The 26,013-nt window shown below is 42.5% G+C and carries 23 protein-coding genes and 2 tRNA genes; 18 read left to right on the forward strand and 7 right to left on the reverse strand.

The window, feature by feature from the left end:
• From AK825_RS00890 to AK825_RS00915, 6 genes are all read left to right on the forward strand, one after another.
• Entirely contained in the window at window positions 1-1,278 is a 1,278-nt protein-coding gene (locus tag AK825_RS00890; protein WP_068033900.1) for a hypothetical protein, read from the forward strand.
• 267 nt (window positions 1,279-1,545) lie between these two features.
• Complete coding sequence (gene dapA, locus AK825_RS00895; protein ID WP_068033902.1) at window positions 1,546-2,451, forward strand: 4-hydroxy-tetrahydrodipicolinate synthase; 906 nt, start codon at window positions 1,546-1,548, stop codon at window positions 2,449-2,451.
• 90 nt (window positions 2,452-2,541) lie between these two features.
• Window positions 2,542-2,865, forward strand: a complete 324-nt coding sequence (locus AK825_RS00900) for a hypothetical protein (protein WP_227514092.1) — start codon at window positions 2,542-2,544, stop codon at window positions 2,863-2,865.
• Between the two features lie 88 nt (window positions 2,866-2,953).
• Complete coding sequence (purC, locus tag AK825_RS00905) at window positions 2,954-3,667, forward strand: phosphoribosylaminoimidazolesuccinocarboxamide synthase (RefSeq protein ID WP_068033906.1); 714 nt, start codon at window positions 2,954-2,956, stop codon at window positions 3,665-3,667.
• A 171-nt stretch (window positions 3,668-3,838) separates the two neighbouring features.
• Window positions 3,839-4,474: a DNA-3-methyladenine glycosylase gene (locus tag AK825_RS00910; protein WP_068033908.1), complete on the forward strand. Its 636-nt coding sequence runs from the start codon at window positions 3,839-3,841 to the stop codon at window positions 4,472-4,474.
• Window positions 4,475-4,545: 71 nt separating this feature from the next.
• Window positions 4,546-4,857, forward strand: coding sequence for a YqfO family protein (locus tag AK825_RS00915; protein WP_068033911.1), 312 nt, complete (start codon window positions 4,546-4,548; stop codon window positions 4,855-4,857).
• Window positions 4,858-5,009: 152 nt separating this feature from the next.
• Here AK825_RS00915 and AK825_RS00920 read toward each other — a convergent pair whose 3' ends face one another.
• Window positions 5,010-5,657, reverse strand: coding sequence for a PepSY domain-containing protein (locus AK825_RS00920; protein WP_068033912.1), 648 nt, complete (start codon window positions 5,655-5,657; stop codon window positions 5,010-5,012).
• Between the two features lie 1,143 nt (window positions 5,658-6,800).
• Window positions 6,801-7,004, reverse strand: a complete 204-nt coding sequence (locus AK825_RS00925; RefSeq protein ID WP_068033914.1) for a CsbD family protein — start codon at window positions 7,002-7,004, stop codon at window positions 6,801-6,803.
• A 435-nt stretch (window positions 7,005-7,439) separates the two neighbouring features.
• Between AK825_RS00925 and AK825_RS00930 the strand changes: the two genes are divergently transcribed.
• Window positions 7,440-8,129, forward strand: a complete 690-nt coding sequence (locus AK825_RS00930) for a TetR/AcrR family transcriptional regulator (RefSeq protein ID WP_068033917.1) — start codon at window positions 7,440-7,442, stop codon at window positions 8,127-8,129.
• 98 nt (window positions 8,130-8,227) lie between these two features.
• Window positions 8,228-10,471, forward strand: coding sequence for a molybdopterin oxidoreductase family protein (locus AK825_RS00935; RefSeq protein WP_068033919.1), 2,244 nt, complete (start codon window positions 8,228-8,230; stop codon window positions 10,469-10,471).
• Between the two features lie 210 nt (window positions 10,472-10,681).
• Here the strand turns inward: AK825_RS00935 and AK825_RS00940 are convergent, their stop codons facing one another.
• Together AK825_RS00940 and AK825_RS00945 are read right to left on the reverse strand one after the other, a co-directional pair.
• Window positions 10,682-12,013 carry a D-amino acid dehydrogenase gene (locus AK825_RS00940; RefSeq protein WP_068033921.1) on the reverse strand — a complete coding sequence of 444 codons (1,332 nt, stop codon included), beginning with the start codon at window positions 12,011-12,013 and terminating at the stop codon, window positions 10,682-10,684.
• Between the two features lie 90 nt (window positions 12,014-12,103).
• Window positions 12,104-12,856, reverse strand: a complete 753-nt coding sequence (locus AK825_RS00945) for an aminomethyltransferase (RefSeq protein WP_068033923.1) — start codon at window positions 12,854-12,856, stop codon at window positions 12,104-12,106.
• Window positions 12,857-13,093: 237 nt separating this feature from the next.
• Between AK825_RS00945 and AK825_RS00950 the strand changes: the two genes are divergently transcribed.
• Window positions 13,094-13,447, forward strand: a complete 354-nt coding sequence (locus AK825_RS00950; protein WP_068038859.1) for a zinc ribbon domain-containing protein YjdM — start codon at window positions 13,094-13,096, stop codon at window positions 13,445-13,447.
• Between the two features lie 54 nt (window positions 13,448-13,501).
• Window positions 13,502-14,803, forward strand: coding sequence for a glutamate-1-semialdehyde 2,1-aminomutase (gene hemL / locus AK825_RS00955; RefSeq protein ID WP_068033925.1), 1,302 nt, complete (start codon window positions 13,502-13,504; stop codon window positions 14,801-14,803).
• Between the two features lie 103 nt (window positions 14,804-14,906).
• Here hemL and AK825_RS00960 read toward each other — a convergent pair whose 3' ends face one another.
• Window positions 14,907-15,308, reverse strand: a complete 402-nt coding sequence (locus AK825_RS00960) for a lysozyme inhibitor LprI family protein (RefSeq protein ID WP_068033928.1) — start codon at window positions 15,306-15,308, stop codon at window positions 14,907-14,909.
• A gap of 277 nt (window positions 15,309-15,585) precedes the next feature.
• Here AK825_RS00960 and AK825_RS00965 point away from each other — a divergent pair, with 277 nt between their 5' ends.
• Window positions 15,586-17,346 (forward strand): AMP-binding protein, encoded by a 1,761-nt coding sequence (locus AK825_RS00965; RefSeq protein WP_068033931.1) that lies wholly within the window; start codon window positions 15,586-15,588, stop codon window positions 17,344-17,346.
• A gap of 115 nt (window positions 17,347-17,461) precedes the next feature.
• Here AK825_RS00965 and AK825_RS00970 read toward each other — a convergent pair whose 3' ends face one another.
• Window positions 17,462-17,869, reverse strand: coding sequence for a DUF962 domain-containing protein (locus AK825_RS00970; RefSeq protein ID WP_068033933.1), 408 nt, complete (start codon window positions 17,867-17,869; stop codon window positions 17,462-17,464).
• A 401-nt stretch (window positions 17,870-18,270) separates the two neighbouring features.
• On the opposite strand from AK825_RS00970, the gene ppx reads away from it, so the two are divergent.
• The 5 genes from ppx to AK825_RS00995 all read left to right on the forward strand — a co-directional run bounded on the left by ppx (window position 18,271) and on the right by AK825_RS00995 (window position 24,189).
• Window positions 18,271-19,809, forward strand: a complete 1,539-nt coding sequence (gene ppx, locus AK825_RS00975; RefSeq protein ID WP_068033936.1) for an exopolyphosphatase — start codon at window positions 18,271-18,273, stop codon at window positions 19,807-19,809.
• A 251-nt stretch (window positions 19,810-20,060) separates the two neighbouring features.
• On the forward strand, window positions 20,061-20,864 hold the full coding sequence (locus tag AK825_RS00980) for an acetyl-CoA carboxylase carboxyltransferase subunit alpha (protein ID WP_068033939.1): 804 nt from the start codon (window positions 20,061-20,063) through the stop codon (window positions 20,862-20,864).
• A gap of 109 nt (window positions 20,865-20,973) precedes the next feature.
• Window positions 20,974-22,533 carry a tRNA lysidine(34) synthetase TilS gene (gene tilS / locus AK825_RS00985; RefSeq protein ID WP_068033941.1) on the forward strand — a complete coding sequence of 520 codons (1,560 nt, stop codon included), beginning with the start codon at window positions 20,974-20,976 and terminating at the stop codon, window positions 22,531-22,533.
• Between the two features lie 162 nt (window positions 22,534-22,695).
• Complete coding sequence (gene proC / locus AK825_RS00990) at window positions 22,696-23,526, forward strand: pyrroline-5-carboxylate reductase (protein WP_068033943.1); 831 nt, start codon at window positions 22,696-22,698, stop codon at window positions 23,524-23,526.
• Window positions 23,527-23,619: 93 nt separating this feature from the next.
• On the forward strand, window positions 23,620-24,189 hold the full coding sequence (locus AK825_RS00995; RefSeq protein ID WP_068033945.1) for a YggT family protein: 570 nt from the start codon (window positions 23,620-23,622) through the stop codon (window positions 24,187-24,189).
• 98 nt (window positions 24,190-24,287) lie between these two features.
• Here the strand turns inward: AK825_RS00995 and AK825_RS01000 are convergent, their stop codons facing one another.
• Window positions 24,288-25,088, reverse strand: coding sequence for a hydroxymethylpyrimidine/phosphomethylpyrimidine kinase (locus tag AK825_RS01000; protein WP_068033947.1), 801 nt, complete (start codon window positions 25,086-25,088; stop codon window positions 24,288-24,290).
• A gap of 486 nt (window positions 25,089-25,574) precedes the next feature.
• Here AK825_RS01000 and AK825_RS01005 point away from each other — a divergent pair.
• Both AK825_RS01005 and AK825_RS01010 read left to right on the forward strand, forming a co-directional pair.
• A tRNA-Ser gene (locus AK825_RS01005) sits at window positions 25,575-25,664 on the forward strand.
• Between the two features lie 185 nt (window positions 25,665-25,849).
• Window positions 25,850-25,926, forward strand: a tRNA-Arg gene (locus AK825_RS01010).
• The last annotated feature ends 87 nt before the right edge of the window (window positions 25,927-26,013 follow it).

Here is a 26,013-nt window from a genome sequence, read left to right on the forward strand (position 1 = left end):
ATGATTGACCACGCCGTTTATACGCTAAGTATGCTTACCGCAACAGCACTGTTAGCGTACGTGATACTGTGGTCAGGGTTACAAACTTTTAATGCCAATCCTAGCAAGCGCTTTATGCGCATATGGCCAAAGTTGGCATTGTATTATGCGGCTTACACCATGCCGATTTGGGCGCTGCTATTGGTGATCGGTCGAGCACAAAACGTGACGCCAATGCTGGCGCAGTTATCACTACCGATAGTAGTGATTGCGATAGTAGCGATGGGGTTATATTTTTATACCGTTATCGTGCAGCCTAATTGTTTGCGCCTGCACCACCAAACGGTTGATATTGGTTTAAAAGCACCCTTGACCGTAGCGGTATTGGCAGATTTACGGATTGGGTTATATAGTGGTAAACCGCGACATATACGTAAACTTGTTGCGACAATTAACGAGTTATCAGCGGATGCGGTATTGATTACTGGTGATTGGCTTTATTATCCGGGTGCCGATTTAGTCGGGCAACTGATGCTCTTTAAAGGAGTCAATAAGCCTATTTATACGGTAATGAGTGTTTCAGACTTGCGCTATCAGTCGATGAATACCACCAAACAGGGGCAGCCATTATTAGAAGATACTTTAGCTTGCGCCTTTGATGTGCTCGACATTACCTATATTGGTCAGCAATGCCGCTCCCTGCCGCCGATATCTACCCGTTCCGCTACAAATAATCCTCAAAGTGTACGATCGCAAGGCTCAAATCTTGCACCTCATATTGCGATGTTGTGCGGTTGGCAAGATATGCCGCCGTATTATCTTAAAGGCGCAAGCTTACAAGTTGACAATGCACAGTCTTGTAAAAACCCAGTAACCAAACCTTCTAAGATAGATAAATCTACTCAAAATATCACCGCCAATAGTGATGTCATTGTGGTAGCCGACAAAGCAGAACTTTGTACTAAAATCGAAGAAGCTGTGTTACCAGTTATTATTCTTGCCTCACGCTTTGATAGTATTACAGATTTACCAAAAGCATTGCAGCCAAGACCACTACTGATTGCAGCTGCTGCAAAATCAGTAAAACCGAGTGACAATTTAAGTCACTCATCGCTGCAGCAACGTTCTAATAGCGAGGCTGGTATTAAATCCACTATTGTCTCTTATACTGGTTTTGATAATAGACGCGGTTTATATCAACATGCTAGCGCACAGGTATTCGTGAGTAGTGGTATTGGTACACGTGGGTCACCATTTCGTCTGCGCCGTCCCACCATCGACGTATTGACGATTCGTTGAGAGTAAGCAAAAGGTTTTACCCATGCTGATAAGTTGCACTAGACTTAATTGTGAGCCAAGAAGAAAAGTTAAGTTTGAGTTCTCTACAAATAATAGCCAATTGAAGCGCAATTGTTAGTGAGCGATTAAATCAAAATATGCTACACTATCGGGCATTTATATTAGTAGTTGATGTTAATATTTAATGAAGCAGGGCAGCAGTCCTTGCACACGACCTATCATGTAATAGCTTTAACCAAAGCTAGGACAATACAGTAAGGCACAGTTATGAGTACAGCATACGACGACATCAAGACCCGACTACAAGGCTCAATGGTAGCTTTGGTAACGCCCATGCACCCTGACGGCAAGGTCGATTATAAACGTCTGGCAGACCTCATAGACTGGCAGATCGAGCAAGGCACCCATTGCCTCGTTGCGGTTGGAACCACTGGTGAGTCTGCTACCTTATCTATGCAAGAGCACAGTGATGTCATTCACTATTTTGTAAAGCATGTTAACGGCCGCGTACCAGTCATAGCTGGTACGGGCGCCAATAATACGACTGAAGCTATTAAGCTGACCCAAGACGCTAAAGAGGCTGGCGCAGACTGTGCGCTGTTAGTTGCACCTTATTATAATAAGCCGCCACAAGAAGGCTTGTACCAGCATTACAAGGCTATTGCTGAAGCAGTTGACATACCGCAAATGCTCTACAATGTGCCGGGTCGTACGGTCGTAGACATCGCACAACAAACCGTAGAGCGTTTAGCTGATATCGACAATATTGTAGCTATCAAAGATGCAACTGGTTCTGTTGGTCGCGGTGAGCAATTAATTAAAGCTGTCGGTGATAGAATTGTCATCTTATCTGGTGATGATGGCACTGCGCTTGATTTAATGAGAGTAGGCGCAAAAGGTAATATCTCTGTGACTGCAAACGTCGCTCCCAAATTGATGAGTGAAACCTTCACAGCCGCTCTGCGTGGTGATTTTGATACAGCAAATGCGGCACACGATATTGTTAAGCACTTGCATCGCGATCTATTTATTGAGTCGAGTCCTATTCCAGCAAAATACGCGTTACATAAAATGGGTATGATAGATACTGGTATCCGTCTGCCGCTAGTATGGTTGGCTGAAGAACACCATGCCACTATTGATACCGCTTTAGTACGGGCCAACTTACTATAAATATCGGCTAGAAGTTGATTATAGATGCGGTGCTAAATATTACCAGCACCGCCTCCATATGAGTGTCGATTGCTAACTCTGAGAGATAATATGATGAAAGCATCATTAACTACCCCAAAACGACTTACCGCTATACTCACTTTGGTTTTAAGCAGCACTTTAGTATTGAGTGGCTGTCAAGCTACTAAAGAGCTACTTGGCAAGCGCGACAATGGCAGCTTAGAATATCAAGACAGCAAAAAACTTGCCCCACTAGAGCTGCCTGTAGCTCAAGAAGCCGCGCCATTTGTACCGTTATACCCAACACCAAATCTTGGTGCCAACACGCTTAAATTACAGAACCAATCAGGCAAACAGTATCAACTACCAAAGCCTGAGCGTGCAGTTCCAGTGACTGCAACACCTACTAATTAAAGATTTAGATCCCCAGTTATACCGCCAGTCTTTTGGCGGTAGTTGCGCGTTTTTATCATATAAGTTTGAATGAACAGGACCCTCCACCATGCAAAAGCAACAATTGCTCTATAAAGGCAAAGCAAAATCTGTCTATGAGACTGACGACAATGATTTTCTAATCTTACACTTTCGTGATGATACCTCTGCCTTTGATGGCAAGCGAGTTGAGCAGTTGGCACGTAAAGGTGAGGTAAATAACCGCTTTAACGCTTTTATTATGCAAAAGTTAGCAGAAGCTGGTATCGAAACTCATTTTGAAAAGCAGCTGTCAGACAATGAAGTATTGGTTAAGCGTCTCGATATGATTCCAGTGGAATGCGTCGTGCGTAACTTCGCTGCAGGTAGTCTGGTACGTCGTCTGGGTTTGGAAGAAGGTCAAGCACTTACGCCACCTACTTTTGAGCTATTCTATAAAGATGATGCACTTGGTGATCCAATGGTCAACGAATCATTGTCGGTGACGTTAGGCTGGGCGAATGAAGAGCAATTGGCGCAAATGCAAAAGCTAACTTACCAAGTTAACGATGTACTTAAAGCATTGTTTGAAGCTGGCGATTTGATGCTAGTGGACTTTAAATTAGAGTTTGGTGTGTACCATGATCGCATCGTCTTAGGTGATGAATTTTCGCCAGATGGTTGCCGTATTTGGGACAAAAACACTAAGAAGAAACTTGATAAAGACCGCTTCCGTCAGTCATTAGGTGATGTCATTGAAGCTTATGAAGAAGTTGCTAAGCGTATTGGTGTGCCATTAAGCTAAATGCCTTATTAAGCTCGTGCTGAATACGGATAAAATAATTATAAAGAACTGAGCCCTGCGCTCAGTTTTTTTATGCAAAAAATAACTGAACCACCAAGAAAGATACACGACTAAGAGGCCTTATTATTCATATAATAAATTTTATTTTTTAAAACAGGCTGATTGATACCTATGTCTAAAGCTATTACAACCACTGTGCTAGAGCCAATATGGTTTACTCGTCCAACGTGTGTGGTTGCCGCTGACTTGGTGGGTAAGGTGCTTTGTAGACAGTTAACTGATAGTGATGGAGAGGTCAAAACATTGCGTATGCGTATCTCTGAAACCGAGGCTTATATTGGTGAAGATGATCCTGCCTGCCATTCGCATGCAGGCACCCGTACGTCACGGACTGAGATTATGTATGAGCAAGGTGGGGTGTTTTATGTCTATCTTACTTATGGCGTACATCACATGCTTAATTTAATCAGTGGGCCTGCAGAGTCACCTGAATCGGTATTAATACGAGCTGGGTTTTTAACGGACTGTAGTGATCGATTGATAGATGAGCAGCATCTTAGCGCTGACAAACAATTAACGCATTCAAAGCAGTTTGCTGGCCCAGGTAAACTGACTAAACGTCTGCAAATTGACCGCACTTTATATAGTAAAACTATTAGTCCTGCATCAAATGTCTGGATTGAAGATGATGGTTGTCAGCCGCCGTTATCGCTACGTCCACGTATCGGCATTGATTATGCTGGTGATGCGAAAGACTGGCTACTGCGTTACGTATGGACGGATCATCCTTCTTTATCAAAAAAGTAAAGGGTATGATTGTTTTGCATGATTTCTTTTTGGGTGATTTCTTCATCAAACTAAAACTATGAGGCCAATGTATGTATAAATTGACGGTTTTTATTCCAGACAGTGCTTTAGAGCAGGTCAAATCTGCACTATTTAGCGCGGGTGCTGGGGCTATCGGTAATTATGAGCAGTGCTGTTGGCAAGTACAGGGAACGGGGCAGTTCAGGCCATTGGCAGGCAGTACGCCGCATATTGGTATGCATGACAAACTTGAAGAAGTTGATGAATGGCGAGTTGAAATGGTGGTTGATGAGGACGTCATTAATAAGGTCATTGCGGCATTAAAAGATGCGCATCCTTATGAAACCCCAGCTTATGACGTTATAAAGGTTTTAGATTTTTGAGGATAAATTCTGCAAAGACAACAGTCATTGCTTAAATATCAGAGACAAAAAAAAGCCAAACAAAACCATAAACTGGCTTGTTTGACCTAGGGCACCAAAACTTGAACGATGCCAAAAGCTTAACTTCGTGCTAATGCTAATTTCATTAATAATCAGTCTTTTTTAACCTTGATTACATCGAGGTTGGGATAGCTAAGCTCAATATCATAGTCTTGTCCGCCACGTGTTGCCTTAATCTCAAATATGCCGCGTTTTTTCTTCTCATCGAGTTCGATATCTGTGACTCGATAGCCCATCGCACTGACCTTTCTGATCGCACGCTGCCTAATCACTGGATAACGTGATTCGTTTTTGAGCCTATCTTCGACATTGTGACCTTTCTTTTTACCCTTGTCTTTGTACTGACCATTACCATAGTTTTGCTTGTTGTGTTTGTTCTTATCTTTATGATAATCATCGTTATCTTGCCAGTCGTTTGACCAGTCTTTCTTAACTGAACTAATACGCTGAAGGTCAGGATAAGTATATTTTAATTCATAAAGCTGATTCTTCTTTTTTGCATGCACAACAAGTATTTGGCGACCACGATAGTCATCAGACCTGATATTTATCACATCGTAACCGCTGCGACGTAGCTCTTGGCGTAATTGCTGGCTAGCACGACTAAAACTGCCATCACGATAGACTGGTTGATTATCGTAACCTGATGCCACGGTACAACCTACGGTGGCGCCTAATAGCGTAACTGCCAGACCCGCTGAAACGGCAGCTTTCATGGTTAATCGAGATATAAATGTCATAATTTCTCTTCTCCTCTAGTGATTCAAAACTTATTATGCAAACGATTCTTTTCTACCATTATTATTTATTAGGTTGTTCTAGTTTTATAAACGGTATCGCACTTCAATAGCATAAGAGAAAATACTTATTAAATAACTTCCAAAATATCCTGCTATTTCATTATTCTGAGCTTTGAAATAATTTCTTACATAAGCATAGTAGTCTACAAAACTTGATAACAAATGTCGGTAGCGTTAATAAAATGTAAACAGAATCCATGCGTCTGCAATAATTCAATGGTTTTTAATCAATAATAACTAGCTAATAGTAAATAATATCCTTCCCATTGCTAGGTTTATCGCTAATTGAATGTTAATTTGCAATGTAACTAGAGGCATGTAAAGAAAATAAAATAATAAAAATTATATTATTTACAGTGGTTTCGTTGCTAGGAATTTCAATAGCAGAGGGAGAGTGGAGATAGTCTATAACTTTCATCAAAATTATATTTGTCTCGGCAGGTCAAGTGATCCGGGGGTTTTCTGATTTTATTTGCCATGTCAGTTTGTCATTTAATCAATGAAATAATTTAAAATTTACTGTATAAAAATTAGAAACACATCATTTTGAAATATTCGTGTAAGCATATGCTTACAAGCAATGACGTTTATGCGACTTAACAGGAAGGTGATAGTTTGGCATTATAGTCACACGGCATTAGGGAGTACGACTCAAGGATTGAGTTAACCGCATTAAGGATAATGATTCATTTACAAGCATCAGGATGATAATAGTAAATGAAGTAAGGACGCACAACCTTTGCTGATAACCGTAGTAAAAAGGGTAGGATGCCCAGTATCACAATATACTGAATATTATGCAAGGATGCATAGGAAACAGTCGTGATAGGTAACATGGATAGTTAACAATAAAACCGCATAACAATTATTTGCTATGCGGTTTTATCGTGTCTGGACATTGAGAAAGTTTTGGTAGATCAAATCTCTCATATCTCTTTTACTTTTCAGTCATTTTTCTAGATATACTCACCAAACTCTACATGAAACACTAGTCAATAAAAAACCGCATGAACTCCATGCGGTTTTTGCTTTTAAGCTCGTATTAACTCAAATACTATTCACTTACTTATGTCATAAAAAAACTTAGTATTTATTTTCGCGGCGCCATTCATCTACTTCACGTTCAGCATCATCTTTGCTGTGACCGTAACGTTCTTGCACTTTGCCTACTAGTTTGTCGCGGCTGCCTTCAACATGTAATAAATCATCATCAGTTAGGTCAGCCCATTTTTGCTTAGCTGAACCCTTCATTTGGTTCCATTCGCCTTTTAGAGTATGTTCGTTCATTATTATTTTCCTTCTTTTAATTATTAAATTGAATTTTGAGACGTTTCTTCCATCTGTCTTTCTTTGATTTGTAACTTTACTCAGTAGCTATCGGTAAATATCAATAGGCTAGCTGGTGATATCTAATATAGGCGTTCAAAATTGCCTTGTCTGTATACGCAATGTTTAGAGTGTTGCTCTTTTATAGAAATTAGCATGCCTATGTTATGAGTCGCATATTTGTGTAATAACTAGCGTAGTTTCCAGCAAAATACGTAAAAATAGTAAGCAAATTTAAAAGTAATTAGTAGAGATGCAAAGGCTCAGTAAATATTATTTTAAAATAATTAAGCTTTGCTGCAGATTTAATTATAGACTTATTGTCTAAATGACTATAGCCTTATAGTTGAAATAATAAATACATTATATGCTTGATTAAGCTACGGTAGATTGACAGTGAATACACTCAAAGTAGTAAGTTATACAAAAACGGAAACAAAGCGTGAACTGGCAAAAGCTAACACGCGTCATGCCTTATTGAAAAGTGCCTTGCAGCTGTATAGCTTAGAAGGCGCTTGTGGCATGAGCATGAATAAAATCGCGAAAGGCGCAGGTATTGCCCAGCCAAGTTTTTATAACCATTTTGATAGCTTAGATGCGTTGCAGCATGAGTTAAGTGAACAGCTTAAAGATAACTATTTATCACCGATGCGAATGGCTTGGGTGAATATGCTAAAAGACTATGCAACGCTGACCAGAGATCAATTCAATCAGCGTTGTCAGCACTGTTTGACCATGATTTTTGATGCAGCGTTTCAGAATATCGAATTGTTTCAACGCTTAATCGAAGACAGTCTGCGCTTTGGTTCAAAAGTAGAAGATAAAGGCTTGGGAAGCCTAATTAGCGAGATACAAACAGAGTGGACGGATATATTCATGCAAGGATTACAGTCAGCCGAGTGCTCTTTTGAGAAATCTGAAGTTAACCTCTGTGTCGATATCGCTGCTGCCCAAGTACATGAATTGATATTGGGCTGCCATCAACAACGTTATTCACGACAGCAAGCAATTACGATGTTGAGTAAGAACTTTGATTCACTGTTCAGCAGTTTTTTTATAAAAGAATTGCGAAGAGTAAATGGCTAATTATTTAGTAGCTAGCCATTAAGGTTATTAAAGATATTGAAGTCATAAAACGGAATTTATATCGAAACAAGATATTAGAAATAACAGGGAGCGCGACCATGAGTAGTGAACAAACCAAGACGAATGAGCAAACACATTTTAGAACCTGTAATTTATGCGAAGCCATGTGCGGTATCGTCATCAAGCACGATGGTGACAAGGTATTATCGATTAAAGGCGATAAAGACGATCCATTCTCCAAAGGTTATATTTGTCCAAAAGCGACTGCCTTGCAGGACTTGCATGAAGACAATGATCGCCTGCGTCATCCGGTTGAAAGAACCGCTAACGGTTGGAAAGAGATTAGCTGGCCAGATGCTCTAGATAAAGTGGCGGCTGGTATTCAGTCGGTACAGAAAAAACATGGTAAAAACGCTCTTGGTATTTATTTAGGTAATCCTAACGTCCATAATCTGGGCGGCATGTTAACGATTAAGCATTTACTCACCAGTATAAAAACGCGTAGTCGTTTTTCTGCGACTTCTATCGATCAACTGCCGCACCATATCGTGAGTATGCATCTGTTTGGGCATATGCTGCGCATTCCTGTGCCTGACGTCAATCGTACCCAATATATGCTCATCATTGGCGGCAATCCGCTGGCGTCTAACGGCAGTATTATGACCGCACCGAATATGCGCCAAAAGCTCAAAGATATCAAAGCCCGTGATGGCAAAGTGGTGGTAATAGATCCAAGACGCACCGAGACGGCAGATATTGCTAGCGAGCATCATTTTATTCGCCCAGCGACGGATGTCTTACTATTACTTGCCATGCTTAATGAAATCTATTTACAAGGTTATGCGGACAAAGCGCGCGCTAAAAATAATAGGGCGGCGGCCTTAGCACCAGAGATTGAGCGCATTGCAGACTTTGCTAAAGACTATAGCGCCGAATCCGTAGCTGATATTACTGGCATTTCTGTAAGTGAGATTAAACGACTCGTCAAAGAATTTTGTGAAGCCGAAAGCTCCGTTTGTTATGGACGCATGGGCGTATCGGTGCAAGAGTTTGGCTTATTAAGTCAGTATTTGATTATGGTCATTAATATTGTTACGGGTCGTTTGGATGAAGTGGGTGGTCTAATGTTCCCCAATCCTGCAGTCGATGTGGTCAATAACTCAGGTCCAGGTTATTTAGGTAAGCGCCATAGCCGCGTGAGTAATTTGCCTGACTTCAATGGTGATTATCCAGTCGTGGCGATGGCGGATGAGATGCTGGTAGAAGGTGCGGGACAGTTAAAAGGATTTATGACTGTCGCTGGCAACCCTGTACTCAGCACGCCCAATGGTGAAAAATTAGACGAGGCTTTTGCCAACTTAGACTTTATGGTCGCTATTGATTACTTCGTTACTGAAACCAGTCGTCATGCCCATATCATTTTGCCACCCGTATCACCACTAGAGCGCGATCATTATGACGTCACTTTTAACAATTTTGCCGTACATAACGTGGCTAAATATTCAAAAGCTTTATTCCGTAAGAAAAAAAGTGCCAAACATGACTGGCAAATCTACTTAGAATTGGCAAAACGTTTAGATAAAAAAGCACCACTGGCAACCAGAGTTGAGCGTCTACTAGTAAAGGTTTTGGGACCGAAGTTTGTGCTCAACCAGGGACTAAAGCGTGGGCCTTATAAGGGTCTAAACTTAAAGAAACTAAAGAAAAATCCGCATGGAATTGATTTAGGGGCTCTCAAAAGGATGTTGCCAGAAGCTTTAAAACATAAGGACAAGCGAATACATCTTAACGTTGATTTTTATCAAGCAGATTTAGAGCGCGTACAGGAGATGATGCAGGACTATGATGATCAGCAGATTCTATTGATTGGTCGTCGCCATGTACGTAGTAATAATTCGTGGTTGCATAACAGCTATCGGTTGGTAAAAGGTAAGCCACGCTGTACGCTTATGTTGCATCCTGAAACGGCCAAAGAATACGGTATCGAGGACGGTCAAAACGTAAAAGTTACCTCACGCGTTGGCAGTGTGAATATCATCGCAGAAGTCACCGATGAGCTGATGCCAAGAGTGGTGAGCATCCCGCATGGTTGGGGTCACGGCCGTAAAGGTGTGAAACAGAAGATTGCTCAAGCGCATGCAGGCGTCAGTGTGAATGACTTGACGGACGATACGTTAATCGATCAGTTAAGTGGTAATGCGGCGGTCAACGGCGTACCTGTGCAGTTAGAAGCAGTTGAGCCTGAAGTGGTTGATTTGGAGACTACTGATTCAAGCGTTGATTCCGAAACTGAATCTTCCAACATTGAATCTTCCGATATTGAGTCAGGAAATGCTGCATAAAATTAGCATTGCGCTAAATTGAAAGTCTAACATTTGAACAAAGAAGGCATCTATAAGGGCGTCTTTTTTATATCTATTATTCGCTTATGGTTTATACAAGGCGAATACGTATTACGTATGGCTGGTAAAAATTTTCTTGCTTGCTGTGCGCTATGCCAGACAGAGGCTGCGAAAATTTCTACCAGCCAAAATATATTGGCTTTAAAGATACTATCTATGAGAACTCACACCAACAAAGTCAAAATCGACTGGCGGTGTTTCGCCCTGTATCAATAAGCTAATAGCTTTTGCCGAGCCACAAGCATGCGTCCAGCCAAGCGTACCATGACCAGTATTGAGCCATAAATTGTCAAAACTAGCGTTTGTATTGTGACTACCGTGACGGACTTGACCCTTATGCGCGCGTCCTATTAACGGTACGTTTGATGGGGTCATCGGTCTCAGTCCTGTCCAATATTGCACAGAGTTAGCAATGATGCCTTTTGGGAATAGCTGCTGTACACGGCGAGTGATAGCTTCACAGCGTGTGCTATTCAAATCCAAATTGTAGCCATTGAATTCTGCCGTGCCAGCAACGCGCAATTTATCGCCAAGGCGTGAGGTCACAAGCTTAAACTCATCATCAATGAGACTGACAAAGGGTGCTAGGTGAGGGGCGCGCGGATTGATTTGATAAGTGGCCGAGTAGCCTTTGGCAGGGAAGATAGGCAGGTGAATATTGAGAGGCTTCATTAATGCAACGCTATAGCTGCCAAGTGCCAGTACATGGCTGTCTGCACTAAAGGTTTGCGCATTTTCGCCCTTGGGACGGATAGTGATGCTATGGATATGCGGACTAGTAGAGTGGGCGTCAGCGTTTAACGTCAAAACCTCCGTATCATATAAGAACTGCACGCCAGCCTTGGCGCAGCGCTCAGCTAAGCGCTGAGTAAATAGATGGGCATTACCTGATTCATCACGGCTGGTATAAGTAGCGCCTTTGAGCTTATGGGCAACAGGGTAGAGCGCTGGCTCCAGACTGACGGCATTATTGATATCAATGATATGGCGTTCGCAGCCTAGCTCTTGCATACGCTGTGTTGGCACAATGGCGGCATCAAACTCAGCCTGGTCGGTATAAAAATGCATGATACCGCGCTTTTGCTGCTCGTAATCAATACCGATATCAGTACGCAGCTGCTGCAAACTATCACGTGAATATAATCCTAGACGTACCATTTGCACTAGATTGGCATCGGCTCTATCTGCGCGGCATTCTTGCAAAAACTGCATCGCCCACTTAAGCTGCGCCTTGTCAGCGCGTAAGCGATACAGTAGCGGCGCATCCTCTTTAAACAACCATTTAAGCGCTTTCATTGGGGTAGTAGGATTGGCCCAAGGCGTCGCATGCGAGACGGATATCTGCCCACCATTGGCAAATGAAGTCTGCATACCGGCTGCAGATTCACGCTCAATAACGGTCACATCATAGCCTGCTTGGCGAAGATACCATGCGGTGGTTACACCCACCACGCCCGCTCCGAGTACCGCAATATGTGTCATAGGACGCTCTACTGTGATTTTTTAGTAGCTATTAAAGTTCTTAACAGTTATCAGTTACTATCAGTACTTCTAGTTAATGCCACTAGCCCATTACTGCGGACGCGCAACATCGGCTTGGAGTGCTGGCGGTAATTCTAATAGGGTAAGTTCGCTATCATCAAGGTGTGCTGGGCGTGCAACAACTAATGCTTCAAAGCCTTCGGCAGTAGCAACGGCATTGACCACTTGGATTTTATCAAGCTTGTCACCTGCTGCTGGGACATCACCTGAGCCTTTCACATAATGTAAAAATGCTTTGGGTGCCGCTTTAAAGTAAATGCGAGCAATGACTTCTTGACCCAAATAGCAGCCTTTATCGTAGTCCATACCACCGCGTTGATGGAGGCGCAGCTCTTGCGGCTGAAATTGACCTTGCGTTGCTGCCACGATCCAATAGTTACCGTTTTCGATACTGCACTGCATCCAAGCTTGAGTATCTGCTGGCGTATTATGATCGTCCTTATGACTAAAGGTCGGCTCATCAGCGAGCACACAAGGGTAAATCGCTATCGGTGCGCTAGTCTCAAACTTTGAAAATGCCCCGAACTTTTTTACATGCGCTTGAAAAGACTCAGCGCAATCGGCACTGATCACTACATCAAAGTGCTTTTCCGCTTGTTTTTTAATCCAAATACCGAATTCAATACGACCTTTTAAATTGCTAAGCGCCGCTGCTTGATAGCTAAGTCCGAGCTTGGTGACATCACAAGTCAATTGCCCTTGTAAGAATTTTTCGGCATCCTCGCCTTGGATGGTTAATTGTGCAAACTGCGGCAAAGTCGATACATTTAAAGATTGAGTCATTGTTATTATCCTTCTGATGGAAGTTTGTCCTAAAGATAGAGGTATTAAAACTATATAAGGTTAGGAAGAGTACCACAAAAAACAAGGTCATAAAAAACGCTGTGGTTAAGCTTTAAATTGGGCACAGCGCCCAGTTTTCAACCGTACAAATTGGTTAAAGGGTACGAGTTACGGTACAATGTTATATCTAGGCTGGGTCTAGAATAAACCTAAATGATGATGGCTGCCGAGGAAATTATGAGCTTACCAAATTGCCCAAAATGTGATGCTGAATATACGTACGAAGATGGTGCGTTACTGGTATGTCCGATGTGTGCTCATGAATGGACGGCGGATGAAACGGATGCGGCGCAAGCTGAAGACCAAGACGCGGTCATTCGTGATGCGGTCGGTAACGAGCTGCAAGATGGTGACGCGGTTACTGTCATTAAAGACTTAAAGGTCAAAGGATCGTCAACCATTATTAAAGTAGGTACTAAGGCAAAAAGCATTCGTCTATTGCCAGATGCTACCGATGGCCATGATATTGACTGTAAACTTGATGGCTATGGTCCGATGAAGCTTAAGTCCTCTGTGGTTAAAAAAGCTTAAATGACGTTTAATAAAAGAATGAATTTACTGTTAATAAAATAATAGAGAATAACTATGAGCACTAAAAACGAACAGCTTTTCGCACAAGCAAGCAAGCATATTCCAGGTGGCGTCAACTCGCCCGTCCGCGCCTTTGCAGGGGTAGGTGGTACGCCAATTTTTATGCACCGCGCTAACGGCAGCAAAATCTATGACACCGAAGACAATGCTTATATCGATTATGTTGGCTCGTGGGGTCCAATGATTTTGGGTCATGCGCATCCAAAAGTCATTGATGCAGTCAAAAAAGCCGCTGATGATGGTTTAAGCTTCGGTACACCAACACCGTTTGAAACCACTGTTGCAGATAAAATTTGTGAAATCGTCCCGAGTGTTGAGATGATTCGTATGACCAGCTCAGGCACAGAAGCGACCATGAGTGCGATTCGTCTGGCGCGTGGCTATACCCAACGTGACAAAATTGTCAAATTTGAAGGCTGCTACCATGGTCATTCAGACAGCTTGTTAGTAAAAGCAGGTTCGGGCATGCTTGATATTGGTGAACCAACGTCAAAAGGTGTACCAGCGGATTTTGCTAAGCATACTATTACGATTCCTTATAATAATCCGCAAGCGATTAAGGATTGCTTTGAAAAATGGGATGAAGAGATTGCCTGCGTTATCTTAGAGCCGATCGCTGGTAACATGAACATGGTTATTCCGACCCAAGAGTTCCATGATACTTTGCGTGCAGAGTGTACAGCGAATGGTGCGGTACTGATCTTTGATGAGGTCATGACGGGCTTTCGCGTTGGCCTTGGCGGTGCACAAGCACACTTCGGTATCGACCCTGACTTGACTTGCTTTGGTAAAATCATCGGTGCAGGCTTACCCGTTGGCGCTTTCGGTGGTAAGAAGGACATCATGTCTTGCATCGCGCCACTTGGCGGTGTCTATCAAGCGGGTACGTTATCAGGTAACCCACTGGCGATGCGTGCTGGTATCGCTATGTTTGAAGACTTAACGGCAGACGGTTTCTATGATGAATTATCAGCGAAAGTAGATAAGCTCGTTGATGGTTTTCAAGCGGCTGCTGACAAGCATGGTATTAAGCTACGCACCAATAGATTAGGCGGCATGTTTGGTATGTTCTTCGTCAGAGACAATGAGACCACTGTACCTCAGAACTTTGATGACGTGACAGAATGTGATATGGACGTGTTTAATACGTTCTTTCACGGCATGTTAGATCGCGGTATTTATTTGGCACCGTCTGCTTATGAAGCTGGCTTTATGTCTATCAAGCATAGCAATGAAGACATCGAAGCATCGATTAAAGCGGCTGATGAGATATTTGCAGAAATGTCCAATACTTAATCTATTCTAATTGTTCCAAAGTCATAAGCACCATTAATAAAAGCAATAAAAAACCAGTACCTTAAGAGGTGCTGGTTTTTTTGTGATTATCTACTTTTTATAGTCATCTATTTCTTTTGATGTTTTCAATGTCGGCATCTAATTGCACCCGTCGTTGTTGTGTATAAGTGGTCAAACAACCATTGAGTACCATTGGATAAGCACTACCGCCACGAACCGAATGGGCAGAAAACTGGCAAGCTTTGTCTCGAAAGTCAATCCATGCCAGTTGCACCGTTTTTAATTGCTGTTTCTCAGAGCTATCAAGCAAGCGCTGAAAGTTGCGGTAAGACTGGTTCAGTTTTTGGTCTTCTACGGCCAACTCAGCTGCAATACACTGGTTAATATCGGTCTGAGTATAGGTGTTATCGCAGGTGTTTGCTGCGAATGCTTGAGCACTGACAAACAGTCCTGATGACAGTAAAGCAAGGCCGCCGACTTTTTTAATATGGTTCATGATAAACATATAATCTCCTTCCTTGTATGAAATGACATTTAGCATAACATGGCTATATCTCGAATTTAGGAGTGGTTTGGTGATCGTGTATACGTGATTGCACCTACATTTTTAAGCTAATCGATCCAAGTTTTTGCCCTATATACTGGTAATCAAAAGCGATACGTATAGACTAAAAAATACTGCTAATGACGAACCAAATAAAGTGACTCAGTCGCTTAAAAAATTGTTATTAGATTGTGCTATTCTGAGGCTAATAATGATAATTAAGCAAGGACGCTAACCGATGAATACTAGCTTTGACAATAATGCGCCTAGCAGCACCGTCCCTCCATTATGGCAAGCTGCGTATGAAAAGTATGGACTTAGAAATAATCTAAATGTGTTAGAAGATAAGCACAATCTGATAGATTTATTACAACCAAAGATTGATCAGCACAGTGATTCTGTGGCTTTTAGTATGGGGCCTGCAACGCTAACCTTTGCGCAGTTAGATATCGCTAGTCGCCGCTTTGCCGTTTTTTTGCAAACACAAGGAATAAGCAAAGGCGACCGCATTGCTGTACAACTACCAAATATATTGCAGTATGCCGTGGTATTACTTGGTTGTTTGCGGGTGGGTGCGGTACTGATCAATGTTAATCCAATGTATACCCACTATGAGTTGGCGCATCAGCTGACGGATGCTCAAGCCTGTGGTCTTATCGTCCTTGATGGTATGAGCACAGCTTATGAACAGTTAGAGAATGACGTTAAGGCGCAACTAAAATGGGTCGTTAGATGTTCTATAGATTCTAACGCTGCACCTTCTGATAATGATATTGCCTTATTAAGTCAGATTGGCTCAAATCAAACCCACTCAGCCAATGATTCACATAGCGTACCAGTATCAGCAACTGCTACTGAATCATCGCAAGAAAACATAGCGCCTGATAACATAAAGTTTGCACACATTATGCAATCGCAGCGCGCAGAAGACTTGAAAGACGTCACTATTGAGCGCGAAGATTTGGCCTTGTTGCAGTATACCGGTGGTACGACAGGTAAGCCTAAAGGTGCGATGCTCACGCATTACAATGTCATGGCAAATGTCTGTCAGTGTTATGCGATGTTTGGCAGTGCGATTGAAGCGGGACGTAGCGAGCAGATTAAAATACTCAATCCGCTGCCGCTCTATCACATCTTCTCATTTACTGTTTGTGGTTTGCTTGGTATCTATGGCGGTTGGGAAGATATATTGGTTACCAACCCACGTGATATCGACGGATTAGTCAAGATCATCGAGCAGCATCGTCCGCATGTTATTCCTTCAGTCAATACTTTATTCATTGGTATGCTCCATCATCCAAAATTTGCCAGCCTTGATTTTAGTCGCTTGGCGTTATCTATCGGTGGTGGCACCGCGATCATCAAAGCAGTATCTGATCAGTGGCAACAAGTCACCGGTATGATTATCAATGAAGGTTATGGCATGTCTGAAACCTCTCCAGTTATCTCTTTTAATCCACCTGGGATTAGCAGTTTTAATGGTAGTGTTGGTTTGCCGTTAGCAATGATGGATATCAAAATCATTGACGAAAATGGGTCAGCTTGTGCTATCGGGACGCCTGGAGAAGTATGTATCAAAGGCCCGCAAGTGATGCGTGGCTATTGGCGACAAGATAACACTGACACCTTTACCGAAGGTGGCTATTTTAAATCAGGTGATATCGGGATAATGGATGACGATGGCTTTTTGACGCTTGTGGATCGTAAGAAGGATATGATACTGGTCTCGGGGTTTAATGTTTATCCAAACGAAGTGGAAGCTGCGTTGACTGAGCATCCAAAAGTGCTAGAAGTGGCGGTAATTGGTATTGAAGATGAGCACAGCGGTGAAGTGCCCAAAGCTTTTGTAGTCAAAAAGGATTCGAGCTTAAGCGTAGAAGAGTTACAACAATTTGCGAGCGAGCGCTTAACAGGTTATAAACGCCCGCAGTCATATGAGTTTATCGATGAATTACCTAAGACGGCAGTAGGCAAAATACTGCGTAAATCTTTGCGCTAAATGAGCATCTTACTAAGCCAGTCTAAGCTCTCAAAATATAAAAACACTGGGCTGCAATTTTTAGCAGCCCAGTGTTTTTTATCTACATCTAATATAGCAACTTAAAGGCTTAGCTTTATCGTGCCTTATCAAATTTACGATCTTTTAAGCTTAAGTTACCACGCAGTACATCGGTATACATACGAAAGTCGCTAGCAAAGCTCTTTAGTGGAAACTTAAAAGAGGCAGGTTTGTTTTTTTCAAAGAAAAAATGTCCGACCCAAGCGCAAGCATATCCTGCAGCAACGCCTTTTAGTAAGGGTTTTGGCGAACGGGTTTTGACCGACTTTGCCAATCCCAACAAGCCAAAGCTACTACCTGCGAAGTGCAAACGACGGCAAGCCATGTTTTGATGCTCATCCAAATAGAAGTCATAAAACTTCTGCTTTGTTGGGCTCACTGTCTTTATCAAGTCTCTATTGGCATTACCGATACTTTGAGCGTCGGTATTTTTAGTAGTGTTTTGTGTGGTAGTTTGATTCATTTGTTTAGCTTCCTTGCTAATTGTCTATCGAAGACAGGTGTTAGTTCTGATAATTAAAAGGCTTTCTACTTCAATAAAATTTATAGACTGTCATTAAGTGACTGTTATTTATTACAATCTTGATGACTTTCAATGTAGCAAACCGATATCAGTAACACAAGTAATAAGTCTTGATGGAGTGTCTGTTATTTTATTAATTATGTGCTTGACGCTTTACCATAATTTGCGTCACTTGCCACTTTTTGGCATAAATGCTTTAATGGCAAAAATTGCGTCAAATACGTGAGCAGTTTGGTGTAATGGGCACGCGTTTATGTGCTTGTGGTTTTCATACATTTTAATCGTCTCATTTTGACCAATATCTTCTCTCATCTTTATCTGACAGGGTAACTATTTTTCCTATGCTCAATAATGACATTATAGATTCGCCGCTTGCTGATGATGAACTGATGGCTGCCATCGATATTGGTTCGAACAGTTTTCATTTGGCTATTGCCCGTCTTGATCACGGTGAAGTTCGAAAAGTGGTTTCCATGTCCGAAAAGGTGCAGCTAGCGGCAGGACTAGATGAGCATAATATTTTAGGCGCTGCTGCTGAGAAGCGTGGTCTTGAATGTCTTAGCCGTTTTGTCGCTCGTCTTGATGCCGTATCACCTGAGCGTATTCGTATCGTAGCAACGAACGCGTTACGCCAAGCCAAAAATGCCAATGATTTTATAAAACGAGCTAACGAAATACTACCGAAGCCCATTGAGATTATTTCTGGACGCGAAGAAGCGCGACTGATTTATCTTGGTGTCTCACATACTAATGCTAGTAGTGATAAGCGCTTGGTTATTGATATTGGTGGTGGTTCTACTGAATTTATTATCGGACAAGGGTTTGATCCGCTACTGACTGAAAGCTTGCAGATGGGCTGTGTGGCCTTTACTAAGAAGTTTTTTGCAGATGGGCAGATTACCAAAGAAGCCTTTAATAGTGCCATCGTTGCCGCACGTAAAGAAGTGCTGGCTATTAATGGTCAGTATCAAAGGGCGGGTTGGAGTAGTGTCGTGGGCTCTAGTGGTACGATTAAGGCGGTGCGTAATGTACTGGTATCGAAGGGCTGGGCAGATGAGCAAGAGCGCGTCACTTATCAAGGCGTCAAAAAGTTAGAGAAATTGCTGATTAAGATTGGTGATGTAAATGACATTGAGCTGGAGGGTGTGAAAGAGCACCGTAAGACAGTATTCCCAGCAGGCGTAGCCGTACTACGTGCTACTATGAAAGTGCTTGGCATTGAGACTATCGCTTACTCTGATGGGGCGCTACGCGAAGGTGTGATGTATGACATGCTTGGGCGCTTGGCTAGCGAAGATGTACGTGATCGTAGTGTGTTGGCACTAATCAAGCGCTATTCGGTGGATAAAAAACAAGCCAGACAAGTGGTCAGAACCAGCAAACACCTTTTTAAACAAGTTAAAGAAGATTTGCAATTGACCAATGATGATGCTGACGTATTGAGACGTGCGGCATATTTGCACGAGATTGGGCTAGCAATCAGTCACAGTAGCTATCATAAGCACAGCGCCTACTTACTTGAATACTCAGACATTCCAGGATTTTCACAAGTAGATCAAAAGCGTATGGCGCAGTTGATGCTCAACCATAGACGTAAGCTAAAAAGCGATGTGCTTGAGCAGACGTGCAACATTGGCGGTGATAATCTGGTCTATTTATGTCTATTTCTGAGGCTCGCAGTCTTGGCACACCATAGCCGTAGTGAATATGAGCTGCCGGATATACGGCTAGCAATAACTGCTCCCAACTGCTGGCAAATTACTGTCAGCACCGATAAAACACATTATGCTTTTTTGTTTTCAGACCTTTGCGTTGAAATTGAACAATTTGCAAGATGGGGTATTAAGCTTAGCGTTGTTGAAGCCACGTTACCAGCGTAGCCTGTATGTCTCAGGTAGCTAAATAAATACATTACAAAAGCGTTGTTAGCAGTAATGCCGCAGTATATAAATTGTGCTACTATAAGTTTTATTGAGTTTACAACTGTACCTTATTTCTAATTGCCAGTAACAGTTACTTATTGATAGCTTGTTAGGGTCATTTTAGTGAGTCATCAATTTAGCCTCAAATCAATTATTACATGTGATATTGCATCTTATAAATCAGATAAAACGACAAAAGGGAAACGTCTATGAGTACCGTCTGGGATAGCGTTCAGCTTGCACGGCATGCCAAACGTCCATTATTTATGGACTATGTTAATCAGCTGTTTACAGAGTTTGATGCATTGCACGGTGATCGTGCTTATGCTGATGACAAAGCAATTATTGGTGGATTGGCACGCTTTGATGGTATGCCAGTAATGGTCATCGGACAACATCGCGGTCGTAGTACGCGCGAGCGCATTGCTCATAACTTTGGTATGGCCAATCCTGAAGGTTATCGTAAAGTGATACGTCTGGTGAAAATGGCAGAGCGTTTTAACATTCCGGTCATGACTTTTGTAGATACGCAAGGTGCTTATCCAGGTATTGGTGCTGAAGAGCGCGGACAGGCGCAAGCAATTGCTGAGAGCATTGCGGTATTTTCAAGTCTAAAGGCGCCTATTATCGTCACCATTATCGGTGAAGGCGGTTCAGGCGGTGCGTTGGCAATTGGGGTTGGTGATAAAGTAAACATGCTGCAAAACAGTATTTACTCGGTTATTTCTCCAGAAGGCTGTGCCTCTATCTTATGGAAGACTGCTGAGAAAGCACAAGATGCCAGTGAAGCATTGAAGCTAAACGCCATCAATCTTTATCAAATGGGTTTGATAGATGCGGTCATCGAAGAGGGCGAAGGCGCACACCTTCATCCGCAGCCAGTGATGAATTCGCTAAAAGCGCTTCTTCTTGAGCAGCTAGATGAAATCAAAGATATGGACGCAGACGTTCGTTGTGAGCAGCGTTATGAAAAGCTAAAAACCTTTAACTCAGAAGTCATGTTGCCTTGCTGATTTAATATAAAGCTTTTCATATAAGATGCTTAACCTTAATGCTAAAATAAAAACGTGTCATTTTATGGCGCGTTTTTTTGTTTATAAATGTGAATAAATAAGACTGATTATGACTAGTAGTGCCATCTTGCAATATCCTATTGAGCCAGTAGCAGCGTTGCCAATTGATGATGATTTGGCCAAGGCCTTATTGGCCAGTATGGCTGAGTATAGAAGTCAGCTACACGGTCGGCGCATCTGGCTGGCATGTAGTGGTGGCCGTGATTCTTTGGCATTAGCAGCGCTATGTGTGCAGTTATATCGACAAGGTAAACTGCCGTTTTTGCCGCAATTATTGCATGTTAATCATGGGCTGCAAGCAGATAGCCGTCATTGGGCAGAGCATGTCGCTAAGTGGGCGCACATTCAGCAAGTACCTTGTCAGGTGTTAGTCGCCAAGGTAGACGGTCATGACGAACAAGCGGCGCGGCAAGCACGTTATCAAATTATGCGCGCCCATATCAATCAAGATGATGTTCTGCTCTTAGCCCATCATGCTGATGACCAAGCTGAGACGGTATTAATGCGCTTGATTCAAGGGGCAGGGGTCAATGGCTTGTCAGGTATGCAGGCGTGGCGAGTACAATCGCAAGGCACGCATCGCAATGTATTATGGCGACCTTGGTTGTCGGTACGTCGTGCCACCATCAGTCACTATGCTCAGCAGTTAAAGCTGCCTTATATCGATGATCCTACCAATGAGGCTGGCGATAATGTGCGTAGTGGCTTACGTCGCGAGGTACTTCCAGCGCTCACAGCTTACAACACTAATGCAATAGCCAATATTGCTCGTAGTGCACAGTTACTCGCGGACGCTCAGGCTATCGTGAGCGATCAAGCAAGGCAAGACTTGCAGCAAACGGCTATTGTTCCGCCCGCTACTGTTTCGAGTTATCCACCGTTTCAGCGTGTACTGAATATTGATGAGCTACATACATTGCCTGTTTATCGGCAACGGCAATTACTGCACACTTGGCTAACGCAAGATGAACCACTGCCACCGCCTAAGCAACTTGTAGATGATGTCTTAAGCTTAACTGAGCGTAATGATCACGACCATCAAACCCAATTAGACTGGCAAGGACGTACCCAACCATACAGCATCCGCCGTTATCGTCAGCAATTATATCGTCTTAGTAGCACTTGGCTCGAATGGCTAGCGTTACCACTTACTGGACAAACGCAAACTTTACCTCATTCAAGTTTGGCTCAAAACGTTTTTTCCAGAAATAGCTTGTCTCAAGATAAGTCAGCAACAGTTACATTGCGTACAGGGAAAGGTGTTGATTGGCAATTAGAGATTGCGCTCAATACCTTGATACAGTCTATAAGCGATAAGTTTATAAGCAATAAAGATGAGATTGATCTGAAGTTTGCGCCATTAGGTCGGCAACAGCGCGTTCAAACTGCTCTCGCCACGCGTCCGCAAGCAGGGAAAAAACTCTATCAAACGCTGGGAGTGCCTGTATGGCTGCGGGATAGCTTAGTGGTCGTTAGTGCTGCATCCGCTCAGAAAGATGAAGAGTTGCCGTTATTACTAGTATCGCCATTTGAAAGTTGGGTGCTAGGAGCTGATAAATCATTAGCGAACGCTACAAATGTTCTGAGCAAGCTATGCAAGAGTCTGTAACCATTAAGTGTTTGAACTGGTCCTAACATCACTGCTAGCGTCATCAATTTATCAAACAGCTCCCGTGGCAGTATGGTAGACTAAGTGTCATTTTAGATGTCACGATATACTTTAGAAAACTATACCTTTGAATAACTTGAGTTTTGTTAGTAGGGAATAATAATGTCAGTACTAGATAATAAAAAGATCAGTTTTATCGGTGGCGGCAACATGGCGCAAGCTTTGATCAGTGGGCTTATTGCCTGCGGTGTTAAGCCTGAGCTCATTACTGTATCAGCACCTAGCGTTGAGACCCGTCAGCAGTATGCCGATCAAAAAATGAACACGGTCGATGCCAGTGCAGATCCAAAGGCTGCTATCATTGGTGCTGACGTCGTCGTCCTAGCGGTAAAACCCCAAGTCATGAAAAAAGTCGTCAGTGAATTTGCTGATGCCCTAGATAGTCAACTAGTGATTTCAGTAGCAGCAGGACTATCGACTGATATCCTCTCTACCATGCTTGGTGGCTACCGCAATATTGTACGCGCGATGCCAAATACGCCTTCTAAAATACAAATGGGCGCAACTGGGTTATACGCGACTGATGATATCAACGAAGCACAGAAGCAGCTGGCAACAGCAGTTATGGAAGCTTCAGGTCTGGCCATGTGGGTAGATGATGAAGAGCATATGCATGCGGTGACCGCTGTTTCTGGTTCAGCACCGGCCTATGTGTTTTATTTTATCGAATCGATGATTGACGGAGCAGTTGCGTTAGGTCTGGATAAAGAGCAAGCATCCGCGTTAGCTATGCAGACTGTATTAGGCGCAGCCCAGATGACTATTGATAGTGATGACAGTCCAGCCGAGCTACGTCGTAAAGTCATGTCGCCGAATGGCACTACGCAAGCGGCTATCGAATCCATGCAGAGTAATGAGATTGGTCGCCTAATTGCTGAAGCAATGCAGGCCTGCTATGACCGTAGCCAAGCACTAAGTAAAGAAAATGAATAGTCTAATAAGAATTTAATTTAATAAAAAAATCCTTTAATATAAATAAGCCACGGCTGTAATGGCATTTAATAGTGGCACATTGAGTAGCGTTTCATGAACAACATGTTGTTGCAAATTTTTGATTTAGTCACCACTTTCGCCATGATGCTGGTGTTTATCCGCTTTATGCTGCAGTTTGCAGGGATGGATGCAAGCAATCCTATGATTGCCCCTGCTTATAAAGCCACGCGTATCGTAGACACGTTTGGACGCATTTTTCCGACGGTTGCTCAAGGTCGTATAAGCATTGCGGCGATTGTGCTGATGTTTTTAATCCGATTGATTGATATCTCTGGTAAAGCCGCGTTAACGCATAAAGGTATTGCGCCTGCACCGTTGTTTTTCGCTGGTACCACCAGTTTGATTTTAGACTTTTTACGTATGTGCCGCTATTTAGTTATTGGTTCTATTATTGTGAGCTGGATTGTGGTGTTTACCAAATCTGAGCATCCTATCATTGGTATCATCATTAATTTGGCTGAACCTATCTTAGCGCCGTTTCGCCGCATCACGCCAAACTTAGGCATGCTTGATTTATCGCCAATGGTTGCCTTTGTTGCTTTTCTTCTGCTCGAGATGTTTATCGGCGGCTTGGCAGCGAGCTTTATGCCAATGTTGGGCTAAGCAATATTTCGTATCCAATACTATTCTTAAAAATATTTACTATAAAAAAGACGCTCTCTTAATAGGGCGTCTTTTTTTATGCCTGTTCTCATTTAAGTTTACTTTTGAAAGGTGATAAAACGGTTCGGGATCAATTGTGCGCTGCTATCTTCAGGATGTGGACTATCTGCTGCAATCAGGGTTTGCGTAATCCAGCGGTCAGCAGCTTTGACCGCAGCAATCAGCTCGTCACCCATCGCTAAACGTCCAGCGATGAAGCTGGCTAGTGAACATCCAGAGCCATGAAATTCGCCTTCTAAGCGTGGCAAAGTACTTTGATGTACCATTTCACCGTGCACATACAAGTATTGCTCTATATCGCCACTATCAAAGTCGTGAGAGGTTTTAACCAATACAGCATGACTCCCTTGCGCACATAATTTTTGCGCAGCAATATGTAGATCTTGTTCACCGCTTAATGCGCGTAGTTCATGAGTATTTGGCGTGATTAGCGTAGCGTAGGGGAGCAGCTCTTTGAATGCTGTGACCAACGTTTGCTCATCGCCCAAGCTACCACCACTATTGGCAACTAACACAGGATCAAGGACAAAAGGCGTATCTTCATTGATAGTCTGCTGCGCAAATAAGCGCGTCAACATAGCAATGTTGTCTGTGGTGCCAAGCATACCCGATTTAATAGCGCGAACTGGTAAATCATTAAGTACCGTTGTTGCCTGATCCTTTACCAGTGTTGCAGCACAAGCGTCAAAGCCAAACACCTGTTGCGAGTTTTGCACAGTAATAGCAGTACAGGCGACTGCGGCATGTCCACCTGCTGCGCCGATTGCTTCAATATCTGCTTGTAGCCCTGCACCACCTGAAGGGTCTAATCCAGAAAAACATAACACCACTGGTCGCATAACGTTCCTTTTCGTATTTTATTATGATTATCAAATAAGACAGTCATTTGACTACTATCAAATGACTACTAAATAGTTAATGAGTATTTACCAATTATTATTAGTTGCTAATTACTATAGCTAGCCTAATCCTAAAAAGCCATAGTAGTAGGCTACATCTTCAATTACGAGTTCTTCGATTACGAATCCTTCAATTGCAGATGCTTTAGTTATAGGTGAGGTAGTTATAGATAAGCTACTTCAAAACCATTCAAAACACAGTTAAAAGCTTGAAATAAAGGCTTATAGACCCCTTAAAATGCCTATTATCCAAAATTAATCAGAAAGTGTCATGAAAATGACGGGTAACGCTTGCAATTCGTTTCGGCTTTGTTATAATACTCGCCCACGACATAAGACGTATCATTAGCATCGATACTATGTTTAGAAAGGATATTTGTTTAAAAGTATTTTTACAAATATCTTGATAAGTGTCTTAAATCGTTCGGTGAAGTGGGTGAGTGGCTGAAACCAGTTCCCTGCTAAGGAACCATACGTGTAAGCGTATCGAGGGTTCGAATCCCTCCTTCACCGCCATTTATTCGGTTTATTGTTAGATTATAATGCAGTATATCGATGTGAAATAGTTTTAAAAAACTGTAATAGAAAATACCCTATTTTAAGTAATAAAACATGTTGACATCAGCTGGATTATCTATATAATAGCCAACCTAATTTACTGTAAATGTTATTTAAAAAGCAGTGGATGATGTGCAAAATACGCGCCTGTAGCTCAGTTGGATAGAGCACTTGGCTACGAACTAAGGGGTCGGGAGTTCGAATCTCTCCAGGCGCACCATTTGCATACTAGCTTACTTGTTAATATAACTGCTAAGCTTAAAGAACATCTAAATCAATCGCCTGTCTTATGACAATTTGGCGATTT

It is taken from the genome of Psychrobacter sp. P11G5 (genome assembly GCF_001593305.1).
Taxonomy (GTDB): Bacteria; Pseudomonadota; Gammaproteobacteria; order Pseudomonadales; family Moraxellaceae; genus Psychrobacter.

Coding starts and splice junctions, on each gene's coding strand:
- AK825_RS00890 (WP_068033900.1), top strand. CDS start 1: ATGATTGACCACGCCGTTTATACGCTAAGTATGCTTACCGCAACAGCA.
- dapA (WP_068033902.1), top strand. CDS start 1,546: ATGAGTACAGCATACGACGACATCAAGACCCGACTACAAGGCTCAATG.
- AK825_RS00900 (WP_227514092.1), top strand. CDS start 2,542: ATGATGAAAGCATCATTAACTACCCCAAAACGACTTACCGCTATACTC.
- purC (WP_068033906.1), top strand. CDS start 2,954: ATGCAAAAGCAACAATTGCTCTATAAAGGCAAAGCAAAATCTGTCTAT.
- AK825_RS00910 (WP_068033908.1), top strand. CDS start 3,839: ATGTCTAAAGCTATTACAACCACTGTGCTAGAGCCAATATGGTTTACT.
- AK825_RS00915 (WP_068033911.1), top strand. CDS start 4,546: ATGTATAAATTGACGGTTTTTATTCCAGACAGTGCTTTAGAGCAGGTC.
- AK825_RS00920 (WP_068033912.1), bottom strand. CDS start 5,657: ATGACATTTATATCTCGATTAACCATGAAAGCTGCCGTTTCAGCGGGT.
- AK825_RS00925 (WP_068033914.1), bottom strand. CDS start 7,004: ATGAACGAACATACTCTAAAAGGCGAATGGAACCAAATGAAGGGTTCA.
- AK825_RS00935 (WP_068033919.1), top strand. CDS start 8,228: ATGAGTAGTGAACAAACCAAGACGAATGAGCAAACACATTTTAGAACC.
- AK825_RS00940 (WP_068033921.1), bottom strand. CDS start 12,013: ATGACACATATTGCGGTACTCGGAGCGGGCGTGGTGGGTGTAACCACC.
- AK825_RS00945 (WP_068033923.1), bottom strand. CDS start 12,856: ATGACTCAATCTTTAAATGTATCGACTTTGCCGCAGTTTGCACAATTA.
- AK825_RS00950 (WP_068038859.1), top strand. CDS start 13,094: ATGAGCTTACCAAATTGCCCAAAATGTGATGCTGAATATACGTACGAA.
- hemL (WP_068033925.1), top strand. CDS start 13,502: ATGAGCACTAAAAACGAACAGCTTTTCGCACAAGCAAGCAAGCATATT.
- AK825_RS00960 (WP_068033928.1), bottom strand. CDS start 15,308: ATGTTTATCATGAACCATATTAAAAAAGTCGGCGGCCTTGCTTTACTG.
- AK825_RS00965 (WP_068033931.1), top strand. CDS start 15,586: ATGAATACTAGCTTTGACAATAATGCGCCTAGCAGCACCGTCCCTCCA.
- AK825_RS00970 (WP_068033933.1), bottom strand. CDS start 17,869: ATGAATCAAACTACCACACAAAACACTACTAAAAATACCGACGCTCAA.
- ppx (WP_068033936.1), top strand. CDS start 18,271: ATGCTCAATAATGACATTATAGATTCGCCGCTTGCTGATGATGAACTG.
- AK825_RS00980 (WP_068033939.1), top strand. CDS start 20,061: ATGAGTACCGTCTGGGATAGCGTTCAGCTTGCACGGCATGCCAAACGT.
- tilS (WP_068033941.1), top strand. CDS start 20,974: ATGACTAGTAGTGCCATCTTGCAATATCCTATTGAGCCAGTAGCAGCG.
- proC (WP_068033943.1), top strand. CDS start 22,696: ATGTCAGTACTAGATAATAAAAAGATCAGTTTTATCGGTGGCGGCAAC.
- AK825_RS00995 (WP_068033945.1), top strand. CDS start 23,620: ATGAACAACATGTTGTTGCAAATTTTTGATTTAGTCACCACTTTCGCC.
- AK825_RS01000 (WP_068033947.1), bottom strand. CDS start 25,088: ATGCGACCAGTGGTGTTATGTTTTTCTGGATTAGACCCTTCAGGTGGT.